This is a genomic window from Bradyrhizobium sp. LMG 9283, from assembly GCF_045571415.1.
GTDB lineage: Bacteria > Pseudomonadota > Alphaproteobacteria > Rhizobiales > Xanthobacteraceae > Bradyrhizobium.
The window spans coordinates 3,851,072-3,870,112 of sequence record NZ_CP120691.1 but is presented as its reverse complement, the minus strand read 5'-3'; the positions used below and the strand labels follow the sequence as shown (position 1 = coordinate 3,870,112).

Here is a 19,041-nt window from a genome sequence, read left to right as displayed (position 1 = left end):
CTTTGGCATAAAAGCGGACCGGTGAAGCCATTGGGCGATGGCGGCCGGCCTGTGGGACGTTATGAAGAACGGCCTCTATTCAATTCACGTGACCCTGCTCGATGGTCGAGTCGGCAAGGGCAGCGGTGTGATTCTCTTCCGGGACGGCAAGATCCTTGGCGGCGATGCCTACCTCTATTACACCGGCAACTACACGGTGAAGGACAAGAACACCTTCAAAGGCGAGGTGCTGGTGCAACGGCACACGTCGCCTCGAGGCGACGACAATCCGCTGTTCGGCGGCCCTGCCCCGGTCGGCATCGGCGTCAGTGGCACCTACACAGACACGCGCGCGGAGATGACGGGCACGGCGCTGGTTGGCAAGGCCAGCCTGATTTTCGGCGCCACCCTGCACAAGCTTTCAGAGGCCGATTAGCTATTCCGCAGCCTGCTCGAGCGGCGCCACGCGCGGCAGGATGATCTGGATACGGGTGCCGCCGCCCGGTTCGGAATCGAGATCAAGCCGCCCGCCGAGCCGGTTCGTAACGATGCTGTAGACGATGTGCAGCCCGAGGCCGGTGCCGCCCTGGTCGCGCCGGGTCGTGAAGAACGGATCGAAGGCACGGCGGCGGACGTCGAGCGACATGCCGCAGCCATTGTCAGAGAAGATGATCTCGACATTGTCTTTGCCGGACTCGCGCACTTGGATCTCGATGGTCCCCGGCCGGCCGTCCGGGAAGGCGTGCGCCACCGAATTGAGAAACAGGTTGGTCAGCACCTGGCCGTACGGGCCGGGATAGCTGTTCATGGTCAGGTCCGGCTGGCACTCGACATTGAGCGTCAGATTGTGCTTGCGCAGGCCGGGCCGCAAGCTCATCACCACCTGCTCGGTGAGGTCGCCGAGATCGAAGGTGCGCTGATCCGAATAATTGCGATCGGCGGCGACCTGCTTGAACGACTGGATCAGCTCAGCGGCGCGGTTGAGATTGGAGACGAGCTGCGACGACGCGTCGCGACTGGTGCTGAGGAAGTCGTTGAGCGTGGAGCGGCGCAGCTCGCCGCGCTCGACCTCGGCGGTGAACATCGCGGTCTTGCGCTCCAGCGCGGAGGCGACCGTGAGGCTGATGCCGACGGGATTATTGACCTCGTGGGCGACACCGGCGACCAGGCGCCCAAGCGCGGCGAGCTTCTCCGCCTCGATCAGCGAGGCCTGGGTCTCGCGCAGATTGCGCAACGCGGTCTCCGCGGCTTCCTTGGCCTTCCGCATCTCCTGCTCGCCGCGCTTGCGCTCGCCGATGTCGAGCGCGACGGTCACGATCCGCTCGATCTCGCCTTCGGCGTCGAGCAGCGGCAGCTTGTTAACCAGCCATTGGCGCATGTTGCCGGCGGCGTCCTGGTACTCCTCCTCGTAGAAGCCGAGACCTTTTCGAAGCTTGAGCACCCGCTTGTCGCTTTCGTCGGACTTGGCTGCGCCATAGCGCGACATCAGGTCGGCCGTGGTGCGGCCGAGCGCCTCGCCGGGCTCGATGCCGAAGATGCCCGCCATGTAGCGGTTCATCAGCACGTAGCGCAGATTGCGGTCCTTGACGTTGATCACCGCGGGCACGGTGTCGATGACCTGCTGGAGCAGGCGCCGGCCCTCGGCGATGGCGTCCTCCGCGCGTTTCTGGTCGGTGATGTCGCGCAGCGTGCCCTCGTAGCGGACGATGTTGCCCTGCTCGTCGCGCACGCCCGTGGCGCTGTCGGAGAGCCAGAGGATGTTGCCGCTGCGCTGACGCACCTGATACTCGAACTCGCGCACCATGCCGTCGCGCGCCATCAGCCGCTGGTATTCGGCGCGCGCCTCGGGATGGACATAGATCGTGTGGGCGATGTCGTTGATGCTGTCGATCAGGTGCTGCGGACTGTCATAGCCCATCATCCGCGCCAGGGCCGGATTGGCGTTGAGGAGGTCACCGGCCGGCGTCGTCACATAGATGCCGTCGACCGAGCCTTCGAACAGTTTTCGATAGCTCTCCTCGGCGAGGCGCTGCTCGGTGAGCGCGCGCACCGCCGCCTCGCGCGCCGTGTCGGCCTCCTCCAGCGCGCGGCGGAACACTTCGGCTGCCCGCGCAATGTCGCCGATCTCGTTGTCGAGGTCGGCAGACGGAATCGAGGTGTCTTTCCGTCCGGCCGCAAGCGCGCGAATGGATCGCGCGATCTGGGCGAGCGGACGCACCGTCCTGCGCACCACGAACAACGCAGCACCGATGCCAATCAGCACGCCGACCGTACCGAGCACGATGCTCTGCCATCGCGCCTCGGTGAGGGTCCGGGCAAAGTCGCGCGACAGCACATGGCCGCGCCGGGAGCTGACCTCGCGCAGCAATTCGGTGACGCGACCGATCAGCCGGCCCTCGGTGCCGAGCACCTCGCGGTCGATGTCGGCGATCTGACGCTCGCGGACGGCGACCGCCATGATCGCTTCGGCATAATCATTCACCGCCACCTTGAGCTTGGGATCGGTGATATCCATCGCGCGCATGCCCTGCGCGGCCTGCTCGGCGGCCGACGGGTTACGCGCGAGCAGCCCGAGCGCGATCCGGCTCTGCGCCTCCGACAGGCGCGAGGCCAGCGCACGGTCGGCGGTGCCGGAGACCGCCGCGTCGAACTGCTCGCGCAGCGGCGGCAAGCCGGCGAGCAGCTGGGCGCGGCGGTCGATCAGGGTCGAGATCCGCTCGAGGCCATTGCGGTAGGTCGCAAGCCGCTCGGTGACCCCGTCGATCATGTCCTGCTGCTCGGGCGCGAGCTCGATGCGGGTCTTCTTCAGGATGTCACTGAGCGTCGAGGCCGCCTCGCCCACCTGCTGGAACTGGATGCCGGCGCCGGGGTCGGTGACGAAGTCGCGCGCGGCGAGCCGCAGCTCGTTCATGCGGCGGTCGATGTCCTCGGCGAGGTCGCCGACGCTCTGCAGGCGCTGCAACTCGGCGAAGGTCGTGTCGATGTGGCGGATCGCGATCACGCTCGCGGCCGAGGTGACGATGATCACCGCCAGCACCAACAGAAAGCTGCCGAAGGTGAGCTGACCGATGGAGAGCGAGAATGTTCGCCTTTTCTCAGGGGGCGGCGTCAATTCGGCGGACATTGGTGGTTTGAGGACCGGGCTGCTGGAGACCCAATATACGACGTATTGCCGCCCGGGGGGAACATGCCTCGGGACGCGGAATATCCTTAATATTGGGGGCCGCCGCCCTTTTCAGCCTCCGCCTTACGACAGTTTGACGCTGGCTGCCCGGCGGACCGGGATGGTCAGGGCGGCGACGCCGAGGACGACGCAGGCCAAGCCGGTCCAGGCGGTCCGACTCAAGGTCTCGCCAAGGAAGGCGACGCTAATGGCGACCCCGATCGGCACCCGCAAATAGGCCTGCGCGGTGGTGCCGACCGAGCCCAGGGTCTGGATCAGGCGGAAGTAGATCGCGAACGCTGCCGCGGTCGAGAACACCGCGAGCGCCGACAGTGCCAGCACGGAGCTCAGCGAAGGCGACAAGGTCCAAGGTTGCTCGACGACCAGCGAGGCCGGGATCGGGACCGCTGCCCCCGCCAGCAACGAGCCGGCCGCCGGCCCCATGGGATCGAGGCCTTTGAAACTGCGGCCGAAGATCGCGGCGCAGGCATAGCAGACGGTCGCGGCGACGATGGCGGCCTCGGCGACGAGGCCGCTGCCAATGTCATGAAAGCCATCGACGCCGACGATCAGCAGGATGGCGGCCATGCCGGCGACCACGCCGAACAGTTTTCGCGGGGTCGTCGCCTCGTGACGGGTGACAATAGCCGTGAGCAGGAAGGTGAAGATCGGTCCGGTCTAGCGCCGTACGGTCCTCAATACTTCGCCCAGCGTCGAAGTGTCCTAGCCGACCGCGCCGACCTCGAACACCTCGCCGTCATAGCCGGCCTCGCGGGGGATGCGGAGTTGACGGCCGGTTTCGGTCTTGGTCATGACCGGCATCACGGTGACGATCGCCAGGCCGCGGGCGTGCTCCAGCGCTTCACTCACGTTTGGCTGCTTGGCGAGCCGGATCAAATTGCGCGTGGTCGGGAACGGCAGCTTGAAGCGGCCGCTCTCGCCGCCCTCCACCGCCTCGCGCGGCGAGACCCAGATCGAATCGGTGGACTCCCGCCCGTCATGCGCGCCGAGCTGGTCGGGCGGTGCGGCGGCTAGGAAAAACCAAGTGTCGAAGCGTTTGGGCATGCCCTCCGGCGTGATCCAGTGGGCGTAAGGCACGAGCGTGTCCAGCGCGAGCTGGAGGCCATTGTCGGCGAGCATGCTGAGGAAGCTGACCTTGTGCTCGTTGAGCGCAACGCGATGCGCATCGGCGATCTCGCCGGCGCGCTTGGCATCGACCGGCGCGCCTGTGTCCTTCGACCGCGCCAGCAAAATGCCGCTCTCCTCGAAGGTCTCGCGGATCGCGGCGATCCGAAAGCCGCGGTCCGCTTCGCTCAATCCTTCGCCACCCGAATAGAGGTCCGCGCGGGCGACGATCTCCTTGTCGCCGGCATCGACGCTGCCGCCGGGAAACACCAGCGCGCCCGAGTTGAACTCGATCTGATGATGGCGAACCATCATGAAGACCTCGATTTCCTGTGCTGCGCCGTCGCGCAGCAGGAGGATCGTCGATGCCGGGCGTGATGCTGATGTCTCGGCCATTCAACTAACCTGCGGCGCTGGATTGCGGGCCGAGATTGGCCCGCTTGTCGACACAGGCAACGCGCGACAGCAGGTACTCGACCTCGGCCTTTGCCGCCGCCGTGATGGTCGCGCCGGGCTTGCGCTGGGCGCTGGAGGCGATGACGCCGCGCTTCTGCAGCACGTATTTGCGCACAGCAAGGCCGGCGCCGGGCTGCTGCTCGTAGCGGATCAGCGGCAGGTGCGCGTCGAACAGATCATGCGCAGCATCGCGCTTGCCTTGCTTCGACAGGCGCACGACGTCGATCAGAAGCTCGGGGAAGGCGTAACCAGTCATGGCGCCGTCGGCGCCGCGCTCCATCTCGAAATCCAGGAATAGGCCGCCATTGCCGCAGAGGATCGAGAGCGGGCGAAGCGAGCCGTCCTTCTGGAAATTGCGGAGCGCCGAGATCTTCTCCAGACCCGGCCAATCCTCGTGCTTGAGCATCACGCAGTTCGGATTGTCCGTGACGATCTTGCGGATCACGGCAGGCGTGAACACCACCGACAGCGTCAGCGGATAGTCCTGGAGCACCCAGGGCACGTCGGGGCCGATTGCCTCGGCCGCCTGTTTGAAATAGCCGACGATCTGATCGTCGGTGCGAAGTGAGGGCGGCGGCGCGATCATCACGCCGGCCGCGCCGGCATCCATCGAGGCCTTCGCCAGCGAACGCATGGTGGCAAAGCCCGGCGCGGAGACGCCGACGATCACCTGCATCTTCTTGGCGCGCTTGACGAAGCGCACCGCCACCTGCTCGGCCTCGGCGGCATCGAGCTTGGGGGCCTCACCCATGATGCCGAGCACCGTGACGCCATCGCAGCCGACCTCCTCGTAGAAATCGGTCAGGCGGTCGATCGAGCGCTCGTCGATCCGGCCATCATCGTGGAACGGCGTCGGCGCGATTGCGAAGGTGCCCTTGGCGTCGGCGGTGAGTTTCATAAGTCCTTTGTCCTCTTTTGTTCGTCATTCCGGGTTCACGCTACGCGTGCCCCGGAACGACACTGAATCAGAACCGCCGCGCCGCCATCTTGATCTGCTCCTCGGAGAAGAAGATCTCCTTGGCGTGATCGACGAGGTCCTGGGCCTTCCAGCCCGAGTGCGGCGGCTTCCAGCCTTCCATTTCCATCATCCGCATCTCGCGCACGCCGCGGGGCCCGGACACGCCCAGCACCTTGCCGGTCTGGTCGCGCGACAAATCGCTGACCATGTATAGCACGGCCGGCGCGATGCCGTCCGGCCCCAGCGCCGCTCCCGGGTTCTCCTTATAGCGGGGCAGGTCTGCGGTCATGCGGGTCAGCGCGCCCGGGGCCAGCGTCCAGATCCGGATGTTGTACTTGCGGCCCTCGATCGCCAGCACGTTGGACAGGCCCCAGATGCCGCCCTTGGCCGCGCCGTAATTGGTCTGGCCGAAATTGCCGATCAGCCCTGATGTCGAGGAGGTGTTGACGATGACACCGCCGCCATTTTCCCGCATCCAGCGAAACACCGGCAAGGTGCAACAAAAGGTCCCCTTCAGATGGACCTTGATGACCTTGTCCCAGTCGGCCTCGGAGGCTTTTGCGAAGGTTTGATCGCGCAGAATGCCGGCATTGTTGACCAGGATGTCGGCGCGGCCAAAGTGCTTGATGGCGTCGTCGAACACCGACTGGCCGCCCTCCATGGTGGAGATGTCGGCGCCGTTGGCAACCGCTTTGCCGCCTTCGGCCTTGATCGCGTCCACAACCTGCTGCGCCATGGACTTGTCGGCGCCGGAGCCGTCACGGGGCCCGCCGAGGTCGTTAACGACGACCGAGGCCCCTTCCCGCGCGAACAGCTTTGCGTAGGCCTCACCGAGCCCCCCGCCCGCGCCGGTGATCAGCGCAACCTTGCCGTCGAGTAGTCCCATGGTGGCCTCTCCCTGTTTTTGTTGTTGTGTCCCGGACGCGATGCGGCGTGAAACGCTGCATCGCAGAGCCGGGACCCGGTTCTTTCTTGATCTCACTCTGGGCCCCGGCTCTGCAGCGCACCGCTAACGCGCTGCACTGCGTCCGGGGCACGCGACCCGCCTAACCCAGCACCGTCTTGCCGTTCTTGATCACGGTGACGCCGCGCGACTTCACCTTGGCTTCGAACGAGATCACGTTGCCGTCCTTCCAGAGGTCCATGGTCACGGTCTCGCCGGGATAGACCGGCGAGGAGAACCGCGCGACGTGCTGACGGAAGGCGCTTGCGTCGTAGTCGGCATAGGTCTGGAGCACGCCGCGGCAGGTGATGCCGTAGGTGCACATGCCGTGCAGGATCGGGCGCGGGAAGCCTGCCTTCTTCGCAAACTCCGGATCGGAGTGCAGCGGATTGCGATCACCACAGAGGCGGTAGACCAGCGCCTGATCGGGACGCGTCGTGATGTCGATGGTCTTGTCGGGCGAACGCGAGGGGATCTTGTGCGGATCGGGCTGGGTCAGGTTCGGGCCACCGAAGCCGCCGTCGCCGCGCGCGAAGCGCGAAGCAACGAGCGTTGCGAGCTTCTCGCCCTTCTCGTTCTTCAGCACGGTCTGGTGGCTGATGACGACGCCCTTGTCCTTGCCTTTGTCGTAGACCTCGAGCACGGACGAATCGGCGGTGATGTTGGCGGCGACCGGCAGCGGCTGGTGGAAGGTGATATCGCGCTCGCCGTCCACCACCATGACGCGATTGAGGTTCATCTCACCAGGGCCCGAACCCCAGGCGGCGACGGACGCGAATGTCGGCACCACCTTCAGCGGCCGCGGCGTCAGCGTGCCCTCGTTGACGAAAGCGAGCTCCTTCTCGTCCATGGGATCGGCGCCAAGGCCGATGCCGTAGGCGTAGAGCATGACCTCGCGGTCGGTGTAGGCGTATTTCTGGCCGATGTTATTGAGGGCTTTGAGCTCTTCGTATCTGGCGGACATTTTCTGGTTTCCTCCACAAATGCTTTGCACGCGGCGCCGCCAGTTAATGTGCCTCTCCCCTTGTGGGAGAGGGCTGCGAGGACCGCGCGGCAAACTCGATCGGGTGAGGGGTTGCATCCGCATTGAGAGTCTCTCTGTGGAGCGATACCCCTCATCCGGCGCTTCGCGCCACCTTCTCCCACAAGGGGAGAAGGAAGAAAGTAATCAAGCCGGCGTGAAGAACGGCAGCGGGGCGCCGTCGGTCGGCTTGAACACCACCTTCACCTTCTGGCCGATTCTGAGCTTCTCCAGATCGCAGTCGACGAAATTGGTCTGCACCGACGGCCCCTCTTTCAGCGTGACGTAGCCGATGGCGTAAGGGCCGGTGGGCGATTTCCGCATCAGGCTGTAGGTGTAGATCGTGCCCTCGCCCGATGCCTGCTCCCACACCGTCTTGTCGGAGTAGCAGAACGGGCAGATCGAGCGCGGGAAGTAATGCGCTTCGCCGCACGCGGTGCAGCGCTTGATCATGAGCTTGCCCTCTTTCGCCGCATCCCAGAACGCGGCGGTCTCGGGATTGGTCACCGGTGCCGGATACTTCTTAGCTTCGCTCATCACACGCGCTCCAGAATGGCCGTCGAGGCGGCATGGCGGACACCCAGAAGGCCGCCGGTGCCGTGGGCGATGGCGAGATCGCAATTCTTGACCTGCACCTTCGGATGCGCTTCGCCGCGCAGCTGGCGTACGGCTTCGATGATCTTGGTCATACCGCCGCGGTTGACGGGATGGTTGCTGCAGAGGCCGCCGCCGTCGGTGTTGAACGGCAGCTTGCCGACACCCGAGATCAGATTGCCGTCGGCGACGAACTTGCCGCCCTCGCCCTTCTTGCAGAAGCCGAGATCCTCGAGTTGCATCAGCACCGTGATGGTGAAGCTGTCGTAGATCGAGGCGTATTTGATGTCCTTCGGCGTGATGCCGGCTTCCTCGAAGGCGCGCGGGCCGGACCAGACGCCGGCGGAGTACGTGAGGTCGAGATCCTTGCCGCCGCGCGGGCCCTTCATGGCTTCGCCATGACCGATCAACCTGACCAATGGCTTCTTCAGGCTCTTCGCGATCTCCGGCGTGGTCACGATCAGCGCGCCACCGCCGTCCGAGACGACGCAGCAATCCATCCGATGCAGGGGATCGGAGATCATCGGCGAGTTCAGCACGTCCTCGACAGTGACGACGTCCTTGAGCATCGCATGCGGATTGTACTGCGCGTGATGGGAGGCTGCGACCTTGATCCAGGCGAGCTGTTCGCTGGTGGTGCCATAGTCGTGCATGTGGCGCATGGCACACATGCCGTAGGCATTGTGCGTGGTCGCCCCGTAAGCGGATTCGAAATCGACCTCGGCGCCGGCCGCGCGCGGCGGCATCACCCCCGTGCGCGGCTTGCCGGCGAGCGTAACAAGCGCGATCGAGCACTTGCCCGCCGCGATCGCCTCGGCGGCGTGGCCGAGATGGATGATATAGGAACAGCCGCCGGTCTCGGTGGAATCGACGTGACGGAGCTTCTTGGTGTTGAGGCCGAGATAATCGACCATCGGCCAGGCGCCGCCCGGGGCATCGCCCGCGCAGAAATAGCCGTCGACATCGTCCTTGCTGATCCCGGCATCCTCGATCGCGCCCTTGGCGACCTCGCCATGGAGCTGGGCGGTGGATTTGTCCGGCGCATGCCGGGTCGGGTGTTCGTAAATCCCGGCAATGTAGGCCTTGCCCTTGATAGTCAAAACAGAGATCTCCGCTCGCGTTTCTTATTGCCCCGTTTTTCTGAACCGCGATGGGCGGATTGGCAAGCGCGGAAATATTCCGTCGCGCGAGAGAGCAGCGGGTCGGCACAAGTGGGATGGCGCTCTCGTGTCCCGGACGCGCTGCAACGCTTTGGCGTTGCTGCGCAGAGCCGGGACCCATGCAGCCGCGCACTCGTTGCGACCTGGGCCCCGGCTCTGCAGCGCATCGCTTCGTGCTGCGCGGCGTCCGGGGCACGAGAGCTTGCGTTGCAGACACACTTCCGCATCCTCGCGGCATGTTCCGCCCGAGCGGGGAGCGATGCACTATTGCCCCCGTCGCCTTGCGAGCGATCGCAAGACTTGACGCACAGACCCCGGGCGTCAGGACCACACGATTTTGCCGTATGCGAGGCCGCGCCCGTCGTGCACGCGAGACAATCACGCGTGCGACGCAGCCCGCGTCCACCGCCACTCACCCCGCGTTTCGTGACGATCGCGATACGCCCCTCTGACTGGGATGAGGTGGCGGAGAGATACGACAATTCCGAATTTCGGTAAAGTGGAATATTTATGTGGAGGTGGGTTGACCCACGGCCTGGGTGTTTTGCCCGACGAGACTGAGCAAGAATACTCGTTTTGGCGGAGTCAGGCCGGTGTGGGCGACCGATTGCGATCGGAGGCGGGTGATTGATCCAGAAGGCCTCTGGAGCAAGCTGGATGCCCTGCAGGAGGGCTGCGAGGGTGCCTCGGCCAGGAGCGAGCGTCTTTGCGAGGGCGGCCAGAAACACGTCTAAGCCAAGAATGTTGAGCACGCGGGTAAAGTTGTAGCAGAGCGCCATCAGGTTCCACTCACCGCGGACCTTATCGAAGCCGCGGACCAGGAAATGACGATAGCCGGCGCGGCATTTGAGCGTGCCAAACGGATGCTCGACGATGGCAAAACGACGGCGCATCAGCTCGCCTGCACCCTGCATCCGCGCGCGATGACGTTCAAGAACGCCTTCATGCTCCCAGCGACCGATCGTCCGGTAGGCCGCGTTCGACGAGAGACACTGGACCTTGAGCGGGCAGGTCCTGCAGATCGCTCCGCGCGCCGCATAGCGGATCTCGATGCGGCCGCTGGTGTTCTTTTGCCTGCTCTTCATCGGATGTAGCGGTTGGCCGGCAGGACAACGGTAGGTGTCGGTTGCGCCATCATAGTTGAAGTCCTTGAGGGCAAAGCGGCCTTGCTTCTCGAGCCGGGCGTTGCCCTCCGGCACCGGCACATAGGGCGTGATGCCATCGTCTTCACAGGCCTTCAGTTCGCGACTGCTGTAATAGCCCTCATCTGCCAGCGCCTGCAGGGCCCCGACCTCGAGAGCCTCTTTTGCCGCCATGGCCATCGCATGTAGCTGGCCGACATCGCTGCTGTCGTTCACCACCTCGCTGGCGACAATGAGCTTGTGCTTGTCATCGACGGCGGTCTGCACATTGTAGCCTGCGACGCCCTGGCCGCTCTTGACCAGAAGCCGGGCATCCGGATCAGTCAGGGATAGCTGCGTCGCGCCATTCTCTTCCAGCCGAGCAAGGTCGCCTTGTGCGCGCAAGCGCTTCGCCAGCAGCGCCGCGATCTTCGCACCGATGTCGCCGCCACCTCCGCCGCCGCCATCGGGGCCATCCTTGCCCGGCTTCTTGGCTTCCGCGGCATCATTGTCCTCAAGGCACTTGCCGTAAGCCTCGATCTCTTGGTCCAGCTTGATGATCTGATCGGCAAGCCGTTTGCGCGTAAAGATGCTGGCCTTGCTGGCGTCGCCATGGAAGAACGAGCCGTCAATTGCAACAACGCTGCCGCCGACAAGACCAAGCTCGCGCATCAGCAGCACGAAGCTGCGGTTGGCTGCCTTCAGCGCCGCCCAGTTCTCTTTGCGGAAATTGCCGATCGTCCGATAACCCGGCTTCAGATTCTTCAGCAGCCAGATCAGTTCCAGATTGCGGCCGGCCTCCCGCTCCAACCGACGCGACGACCTGATTTGGTTGATGTAGCCGTAAAGGTAGAGCTTCAGCAGATCGGCTGGATCGTATGGCGGCTGGCCGACCTCTTCAGCCTTGCGATCCGCATGGCGAAAGCCGAGCTTGGCAAGGTCGAGGACACGAACGAAGCTCTCAATCGCCCGGACGGGGTTGTCCGGTCCGACATAGTCCTCAATCCGAGCAGGAAGCAGGCTGGCCTGGTCGCGGTTCTCGCCGGTCTTGAATGTGCGATTCGTCATGAACAGAATCGTACATCAACTCACCAAAATGCCGAGTTCTTGCTCAGTCTCGACGGGCAACGCAATGGGTGGTGTCGTAGGGTGGGCAAAGCGAAGCGTGCCCACGTCTTCTGATGCAAACTGGTGAGATGGTGGGCACGGCGCTTTGCGCCTTTGCCCACCCTACGAGATCGTGGACCGCCCTACTCCGCAGCGATCTGCCTTGGTGCCGGCGGCGGGTTGGCCAAATCCGCGGCGAGCTGGGCGTAGCGGGCCTTGGCGTCGTTCACGGCCTTCTCCTTCACCGGGCCGTAGCCGCGGATGCGGTCGGGCAGCGACAGCAATTCCACCGCGGTGTCGATCGTGACCGGCGACAACAGGCCGAGCACGGTGGCGACGTCCTTCTCGTAGCCGGCGATCAGGTCGCGCTCGAGCTTGCGATCGGCGCTGCGGCCGAAGATGTCGAACGGCGTGCCGCGCAGGAATTTGAACTTTGGCAGCACGCGGAAGACGTTCAGCATCCACGGGCCGAAGGCGCGCTTCTTCGGACGGCCAAGCGCGTCGACGCCACTGCTGAGGATCGGCGAGGCGAGATTGAAGTTGAACTTGAAGTCGCCCTCGAACTGGTCGCGGAGCTGCTGCTCGAAGGCGCCGTCGCTGAACAGGCGCGCGACTTCGTACTCGTCCTTGTAGGCCAGCAGCTTGGCGTAGTTCACCGCGACCGCGCGCGGCAGCGCATCGCCGTAACCGCCCTGCGTGGCGGCGTCGCGGACCTGATCGACCAGCTTGCGATAGCGCTTGGCGAGACGGGTGTTCTGGTAGGCAGTCAGATGCTTGGCGCGGTGCTCGATGACCTCGTCGAGCGTCATCGCATCCAGCGTCTTCGGCGCGGCTACCTCGTCCGTACCCTTCAGCATGTCGGCGAGGCGCTTGGGATCGGCGACCGCGAGACGGCCGAGGCGGAAGGCTTCCTTGTTCATCTTGATCGAGACGCCGTTGACCTCGATCGCCTGCTCGATCGCTTCCGCGGACAGCGGCAGCAAGCCCTTCTGATAGGCATAGCCCATCATCATCATGTTGGTGGCGATGGCATCGCCGAGCAGCTGCTCGGCCGGCTTGGTGAAATCGAAGAACACCGAATCCTTGTGCAGCGCGGTTTCGAGCAGCCCGTTCAGCTTGCGCGTCTGGAAGTTGAAGTCGCGGTTGAGGATGAAGTCGGCGGTCGGAATGACGTGGCTGTTCATGATGCCACGGGTGCGGCTGGTGTCGCAGAGCGTGATCGTGTCCTTGGCGACCGCGACCACTTCGTCCGCGGCGAGCACGAGATCGGCCGTGCCGGTGACGATGCGCGAGCACGTCACTTCCGCCGGATGATCCGATAGGCGGACATGGCTGAGCACCGCCCCGCCCTTTTGCGCCAGGCCCGACATGTCGAGGATCATCGAGGCCTTGCCCTCGATATGCGCGGCCATGCCGAGCAGCGCGCCAATGGTGAGCACGCCGGTGCCGCCGACGCCGCCGACGGCGATGTTATAGGGCTTGTCGAGCGTCGGGCGCGATGCCGGCTCGGGCAGCTCGCCGATCTCAGCGAGTTCGGCCGGCGCGCGGTGGCGCGGCGCGCCGCCGTCGATGGTGACGAAGGACGGGCAGAATCCTTTCAGACAGGAATAGTCCTTGTTGCAGGACGACTGGTTGATGGCGCGCTTACGGCCGAACTCGGTCTCCAGCGGCTCGACCGAGATGCAGTTCGACTGCACCGAGCAATCGCCGCAACCTTCGCAGACCGCGGGGTTGATCATGACGCGGCGTGCCGGATCCTCCATCAGACCGCGTTTGCGGCGACGGCGCTTCTCGGCGGCACAGGTCTGCACGAACACGATCGCTGAGGTGCCCTTGAACTCGCGGCACATCTTCATGACGTTGTCGAGCTCGTCGCGGTGATACTTCTTCACGCCGGGCGCGATAGTATCGGCCGGGTAGGCGTCGGGATTTTCCGAGACCAAATAGAGCTCGCGGATGCCTTCAGCGTAAAGCTGCTGGGTGATCTGCTGTGGCGAGAGATCGCCGTCGTGGCGCTGGCCGCCGGTCATGGCGACGGCATCGTTGTAAAGGATCTTGTAGGTGATATTCGCCTTGGAGGCGATTGCCTGGCGGATGGCGAGAATACCCGAGTGGAAATAGGTGCCGTCGCCGAGGTTGGCGAAGATGTGGTTCTCGTTGGTGAAGGGTGCGATGCCGACCCAGGGCACGCCCTCGCCGCCCATATGGGTGAAGGTCTCGGTCGAGCGGTCCATCCACAGCGCCATGAAGTGACAGCCGATGCCGGCGAGCGCGCGGCTGCCTTCAGGAACTTTCGTCGAGGTGTTGTGGGGGCAGCCGGAGCAGAAATAAGGAGTGCGGGAGACGGGTGCGACCGCCTGCATTTGCGTGGCCTGACGGCCATTGAACCAGTCGGCCTTGGCGCGGAGCATCTCCGCAATTTCAGGATTGAGATTAAGTCTAAGAAGTCGCTCGGTGAGCGAGGTCGCAAGCGAGGCGACGCTGAGCTCGGCGGCGAAGGTCAGGAAACGCTTGTCGTGCTCGTCCATCTTGCCGACGATGCGCGGGCGGACGTCGTCGCGCCAGTTGAACAGCTCCTGCTTGACCTGATTCTCGACGATCTCGCGCCGTTCCTCGACGATGAAGATCTCCTCTAAGCCGACGGCGAACTGGCGCACGCCTTCCGGTTCCAGCGGCCAGGGCATGCCGATCTTGTAGAGGCGCAGGCCGATCTTGGCGGCGACCTCCTCGCTGATCCCGAGCTCGCGCAGCGCCTGCCGCACGTCCTCGTAGCTCTTGCCGGATGCCATAATGCCGAAACGCGCGTTCGGCGAGTCCATGGTGACGCGGTTGACCTTGTTGGCGCGGGCAAAGGCGATCGCGGCAAAGCCCTTGTAGTCCTGCAGGCGGCGGTCCTGCTCGAAGCGGTCGTCGGGCCAGCGCAGATTGAGGCCGCCGGGCGGCAGCTCGAAATCGGTGGGGATGATGAAGGGCTTCATCTCGTCGGTGAGGTCGATCTCGGCGGTGGTCTCCACCGTCTCCGTGATCACCTTCATGCCGACCCAGCAGCCGGAATAGCGCGACATCGCGATGCCGAGCAGGCCCATCTCGATCATCTCGTGGATGCTGGAGGGATAGAGATAGGGCATCAGCGCCGAGATGAAGGCATGGTCGGACTGATGCGGGACGGTGGAGGATTTCGCGCCGTGATCGTCGCCGGCAAGGCATAGCACGCCGCCGTTCTTGGCCGAGCCTGCGGCATTGCCGTGGCGGAACACGTCACCGCAACGGTCGACGCCAGGGCCCTTGCCGTACCAGATGCCGACCACGCCGTCATACTTGGCGCCCGGCGAGAGGTTGAGCTGCTGCGAGCCCCAGACGGCGGTTGCGGCGAGATCCTCGTTCACGCCGGGCTGGAACTTGATGTTGTACTGCTCGAGATGCTTGCGGGCGGCGAAGAGTTGCTGGTCGTAGCCGCCGAGCGGCGAGCCGCGATACCCGGAGATGAAGCCGGCGGTGTTGAGGCCATTGGCGCGGTCGCGCCGGATCTGGGCCATCGGCAGGCGCACCAGGGCCTGGATGCCCGTGGTGAAGACGTGTCCGGTCTGCTGGGTGTATTTTTGATCGAGACTGATCGGACCCTGGTTGATGCCCATGCTGTCCTCTTTAACCGCCCTGTTCAGGTCTTTGTCACTTAGCGTCGCTCAAGCCGTTGCATCCCCGTTGTTTTTAGCTAGGGCGTGCCGACCACCTCCGCCACTCTATGTCGGATATTTCACGATCCGCATCACAAATCTGGACCAAAGGGAGCGTCGGGTAAAAATCGCAATTTCGTGGCCTGAAACACGTTGGGCATTTTCAATTTGTGTCACCATACCCCCGCCGTCGCGAAATGAATTGATGCTCGTTTCACGCAGGCGGGGTCGATTGGTCGCAGGAGAGGCTTTCGATGCGGACGATTCTGGCTGGCTTGGCTCTTGCGGGTTTGGCGTTGTGCAGTGCGGTTGGAAGCGCCGCCCGTGCCGCCGAGCCGTCGCCGGAGCTGATCGCCTACGGCAAGGCGCTGGTCGAGGCCGGCGACTGCGCGGGCTGCCACACCGCCGATCCGGCGAGGCCCTTCGCGGGCGGCAAGCGCATCGACACGCCCTTCGGCGCGATCTATGCGCCGAACCTGACGCCGGACCGCGACACCGGGATCGGCGCCTGGGCGGATGCCGACTTCACCCGCGCCCTGCGCTACGGCATCGCGCCCGATGGATCGAACTATTATCCGGCGTTCCCCTATCCTTACTTCACGCGGATGACCAAGGACGACACGCTGGCGATCCGCGCCTATCTCGGCACGCTCGCACCAGTGGCGAGCCGCAACAAGCCACCCGAGCTGCGCTGGCCGTTCGGCTACCGCGGCCTGATGCGGATCTGGAACGCCATGTATTTCAAGCCCGGCCTGTTCGAGCCGGACCAGAGCCAGAGCGCGGCGTGGAACAGAGGCGGCTATCTCGTCAATGGTCTCGGCCATTGCGGCGCCTGCCATACGCCGAAGAACTATTTTGGCGCCGACAAGCAGGCGCAGGCACTCTCGGGCAACGAGGTCGGCGGCTGGTACGCGCCAAGGCTCGACGGCGCCGCGCGGACCGGGCTTAAATCGTGGAGCGAAGCTGATATCGCGGAGTATCTGCAAAGCGGACGCAACGCGAAGAGTCATGCCGGCGGTCCGATGGCCGAGGTGATCGTCAATTCCACGGCGAAGATGAGCGATGCCGACGTTCGTGCGATCGCGCTGTATCTGAAAAGCCTACCGCCGGCGCGGCGCGAGACGATCGTGACGCCGCCGGACGAAGCCGAGATAAAGGCCGGCCAGGCGGTCTACGCAAAGCTCTGTATCGCCTGCCACGAGGCCGACGGCACGGGCAGCCCGCGGATTTATCCGCCGCTGCCGGGCAATGCGCTACTGCAATCGATTAATCCGTCCTCGACCTTGCGCATCATCCTCGACGGCGCCCACACCGTCACGACTCCGCGTGCGCCGAATACCGGCGAGATGCCGGGCTATGCCAAGCAATTGTCCGACGGCGAGATCGCCGCGGTGACGAACTACATCCGCAATTCCTGGGGCAATGCCGCGCCGCTGGTGACGCCGTCGCAGGTGGCGAAGGCAAGGAAGGAGGATTAGCCCCCGCTCCCCGCTTGCGGGGAGAGGCGAAGACCTACCTCTCCTCGTCTCCCGTGAACACGAATTTCGGCATCTCCCATTTGTAACGCACCGCGAGCAGGCGGAAGCTGATGCCGAGGACGCAGGTCAGGATGGTCCAGAGCTCTGCGTTGAGCTGCAGGCCGAAGGCGGTGGTGTAGAACAGGCCTGTCACCACCGAGACGCTGGCGTAGAGCTCGGAGCGAAACAGCAGCGGCACGTCATTGCAGAGCACGTCGCGGAGCACGCCGCCGGCGCAGCCCGTCACCATGCCGGAGACGATGACGATGGGCAGCGTCGCATCCATCTGCCAGGCAACGTCGCAGCCCGCCATGGTGAAGATCACGAGGCCGATCGCGTCGAGCACGATGAAGGCGACCTTCAGCCGGTGCACGAGACGCGCGATCAGAATGGTGACGAAGGCGGCGCCGCCGGCGAGCGCGAGATAGATGGGGTTGGCGACCCAGGCCAGGGGATAATGTCCGAGGAAGAGATCGCGCAACGTGCCGCCACCGAGCGCGGTGATGCAGCCGAGGAAGCAGACGCCTAGCCAATCCATGCTGCGACGTCCGGCAGCGAGCGCGGCCGTCATGCCCTGTGCGGCCACCGCGACCAGCGACAGGAAATGCAGCACGCTATCGGTCGGTGGCAGGCTCCACCCCTGTTCCTCTCTCCGCGCGATGGAACTCACGCGCGGCGCTCCCGACGGAACAGGTTCCCGATTCCCGAGATAAGAGCAACATGCGACGAAAGCATTGGGTGGCGCGGAACAGAACCTCGCATCTGAGGGTTGTCCGAGGTCATAACCCGAGGAGACCAATCGATGGCTGACGACCGTTTTCCCAACGATCCGTACCGCCCGAACCTCGCCGACGATGAGTATTCTCGCGCGGTGCGCCGGGATGCCGACCTGCAGGCCGATCCCGAGCTCGGCGAAGGCCCTGCCTCCAGCGGCAAGATCGCGCTGTTTGCGGTGGCGGTCGCTCTGGTGCTGGGCGCCGTGTTCTACGGCTTGAACAATACCAGCACGACCAACCAGGCCAGCAACCCGCCGGCTTCGCAGACCGCGCAGACGCAGCCGACCAATCCGGCCGCGCCTCCCGGCATGCGTGACGTGACGCCGCGCAGCAACACCGAGCCGGGCGTAACCACGGGTGCAGCACCGAGCAAGCCGGCCCCGGATACGCAGACGCCGTCTAACGGCGCGAAGTAGCGACGCGACTGCCATCGCGTCACACACAACTGTCGTCGCCCGGCTCGACCAGGCGATCCAGTACTCCGACACGGCAGCGATTGAATCGAGAAGCCGCGGAGTACTGGAGGCTTCGTCTGCGCGGGGCATGACAGCGAGAGGACGGCGGGACATAACATCCCGCCGCTCTTCGTTTGCCTATATTGTTTGCTACTGGCTGAACATCTTGTTGAGCTCGCCGCCGGAATAGCCGCCGGCAAGCTCGGTGAATGTCCCCTTCTCCGCCATCTCCTTCGCGGCGCGCATGAAGCCGCCCCAGGCAGCGCGGGCGAGCGAGCCGCCGACGCTGATGCGGCGGACGCCGAGATCTTCGGCCTCCTGCAGCGACAGGCCGGAGCCGCCGATCAACAGGTTGAACGGCTTCGGATGCACCGCCTTCACCACCGCGGCGATGTCCTCGCGGCTCTTCAGGCCCGGCGCGTAGAGACAGTCGGCGCCGGCATCGGCATAAGCGGTCAGCCGATCGATGACGAGCTTGAGGTCGGTGACGCCCCACAAATACGCCTCGCAGCGGCCGACCAGCAGCGTGCCGCTGTCGCCGATCGCCTTGCGCGAGGCCTTGATGCGCTCGACCGCCAGCGCGCGGTCGTAGAGCGGCTTGTCCTTGTCGCCGGTGGAATCCTCGATCGACAGGCCGGCGACGCCGGTGCGCACGCAGCGCTCGACATTGTCGGCGACGTTCTCCGGCTCGATCGCAAAGCCGCCCTCGAAATCAGCGTTCACGGGGATGTCGACGGCCGAGCTCAATGCTGCCAGATGCTGACAGACCTCCTCGACGCTGACGTGATTGTCTGCCTTGCCGATAGTCCAGGCAAAACCTGCGCTCGAGGACGCAATCGCCTTGAAACCGAGATGCTGCAACGCTTTCGCGCTGCCGACATCGACCGGATTGGGTAAAATGAAGCAGCCGCTCTCGTGCATCTTCCTGAACGTCGCGCGCTTGTCAGCGGTCGTCACATGCATGTTTCTCTCCCTTGTTGGCCGCGCAGACA

14 protein-coding genes and 1 pseudogene are annotated in these 19,041 nt (G+C 64.6%); 3 read left to right on the top strand and 12 right to left on the bottom strand.

Going from position 1 to position 19,041, the window contains the following annotated elements; translation table 11 throughout:
• Positions 1-61: 61 nt before the first annotated feature.
• Positions 62-415, top strand: coding sequence for a GrlR family regulatory protein (locus tag P6U29_RS18155; protein WP_407119350.1), 354 nt, complete (start codon positions 62-64; stop codon positions 413-415).
• On the opposite strand, the gene P6U29_RS18150 is transcribed toward P6U29_RS18155, so the two are convergent.
• The 10 genes and pseudogenes from P6U29_RS18150 to P6U29_RS18105 form a co-directional block, all read right to left on the bottom strand.
• Positions 416-3,103 (bottom strand): PAS domain S-box protein, encoded by a 2,688-nt coding sequence (locus P6U29_RS18150; protein WP_407118812.1) that lies wholly within the window; start codon positions 3,101-3,103, stop codon positions 416-418.
• 123 nt (positions 3,104-3,226) lie between these two features.
• A pseudogene (locus tag P6U29_RS18145) lies at positions 3,227-3,817 on the bottom strand (DMT family transporter); the annotation flags it as partial.
• A gap of 48 nt (positions 3,818-3,865) precedes the next feature.
• Positions 3,866-4,663: an NUDIX hydrolase gene (locus P6U29_RS18140; RefSeq protein ID WP_407118811.1), complete on the bottom strand. Its 798-nt coding sequence runs from the start codon at positions 4,661-4,663 to the stop codon at positions 3,866-3,868.
• Between the two features lie 4 nt (positions 4,664-4,667).
• Complete coding sequence (locus tag P6U29_RS18135; RefSeq protein WP_407118810.1) at positions 4,668-5,621, bottom strand: dihydrodipicolinate synthase family protein; 954 nt, start codon at positions 5,619-5,621, stop codon at positions 4,668-4,670.
• A gap of 67 nt (positions 5,622-5,688) precedes the next feature.
• Complete coding sequence (locus P6U29_RS18130) at positions 5,689-6,567, bottom strand: SDR family oxidoreductase (protein WP_407118809.1); 879 nt, start codon at positions 6,565-6,567, stop codon at positions 5,689-5,691.
• Between the two features lie 160 nt (positions 6,568-6,727).
• Positions 6,728-7,588 (bottom strand): MaoC/PaaZ C-terminal domain-containing protein, encoded by an 861-nt coding sequence (locus tag P6U29_RS18125; RefSeq protein WP_407118808.1) that lies wholly within the window; start codon positions 7,586-7,588, stop codon positions 6,728-6,730.
• Positions 7,589-7,792: 204 nt separating this feature from the next.
• Positions 7,793-8,182: a Zn-ribbon domain-containing OB-fold protein gene (locus P6U29_RS18120; protein ID WP_407118807.1), complete on the bottom strand. Its 390-nt coding sequence runs from the start codon at positions 8,180-8,182 to the stop codon at positions 7,793-7,795.
• Positions 8,182-9,339 (bottom strand): thiolase domain-containing protein, encoded by a 1,158-nt coding sequence (locus P6U29_RS18115; RefSeq protein ID WP_407118806.1) that lies wholly within the window; start codon positions 9,337-9,339, stop codon positions 8,182-8,184. Before P6U29_RS18115 ends, P6U29_RS18120 begins: the two co-directional genes overlap by 1 nt.
• Positions 9,336-11,588, bottom strand: coding sequence for an IS1182 family transposase (locus tag P6U29_RS18110; RefSeq protein ID WP_407118805.1), 2,253 nt, complete (start codon positions 11,586-11,588; stop codon positions 9,336-9,338). The genes P6U29_RS18115 and P6U29_RS18110 overlap by 4 nt, the downstream gene beginning before the upstream one ends.
• Before the next feature lie 182 nt (positions 11,589-11,770).
• Positions 11,771-15,262 carry an indolepyruvate ferredoxin oxidoreductase family protein gene (locus tag P6U29_RS18105; protein WP_407118804.1) on the bottom strand — a complete coding sequence of 1,164 codons (3,492 nt, stop codon included), beginning with the start codon at positions 15,260-15,262 and terminating at the stop codon, positions 11,771-11,773.
• Between the two features lie 293 nt (positions 15,263-15,555).
• Between P6U29_RS18105 and P6U29_RS18100 the strand changes: the two genes are divergently transcribed.
• Entirely contained in the window at positions 15,556-16,779 is a 1,224-nt protein-coding gene (locus P6U29_RS18100) for a c-type cytochrome (RefSeq protein WP_407118803.1), read from the top strand.
• Between the two features lie 34 nt (positions 16,780-16,813).
• On the opposite strand, the gene P6U29_RS18095 is transcribed toward P6U29_RS18100, so the two are convergent.
• A complete protein-coding gene (locus P6U29_RS18095) occupies positions 16,814-17,488 on the bottom strand; it encodes a trimeric intracellular cation channel family protein (protein WP_407118802.1) in 675 nt (224 codons plus the stop codon).
• Positions 17,489-17,620: 132 nt separating this feature from the next.
• On the opposite strand from P6U29_RS18095, the gene P6U29_RS18090 reads away from it, so the two are divergent.
• Positions 17,621-18,010: a hypothetical protein gene (locus P6U29_RS18090; protein WP_407118801.1), complete on the top strand. Its 390-nt coding sequence runs from the start codon at positions 17,621-17,623 to the stop codon at positions 18,008-18,010.
• 189 nt (positions 18,011-18,199) lie between these two features.
• On the opposite strand, the gene P6U29_RS18085 is transcribed toward P6U29_RS18090, so the two are convergent.
• Positions 18,200-19,012: an oxaloacetate decarboxylase gene (locus tag P6U29_RS18085; RefSeq protein ID WP_407118800.1), complete on the bottom strand. Its 813-nt coding sequence runs from the start codon at positions 19,010-19,012 to the stop codon at positions 18,200-18,202.
• Between the last annotated feature and the right edge of the window lie 29 nt (positions 19,013-19,041).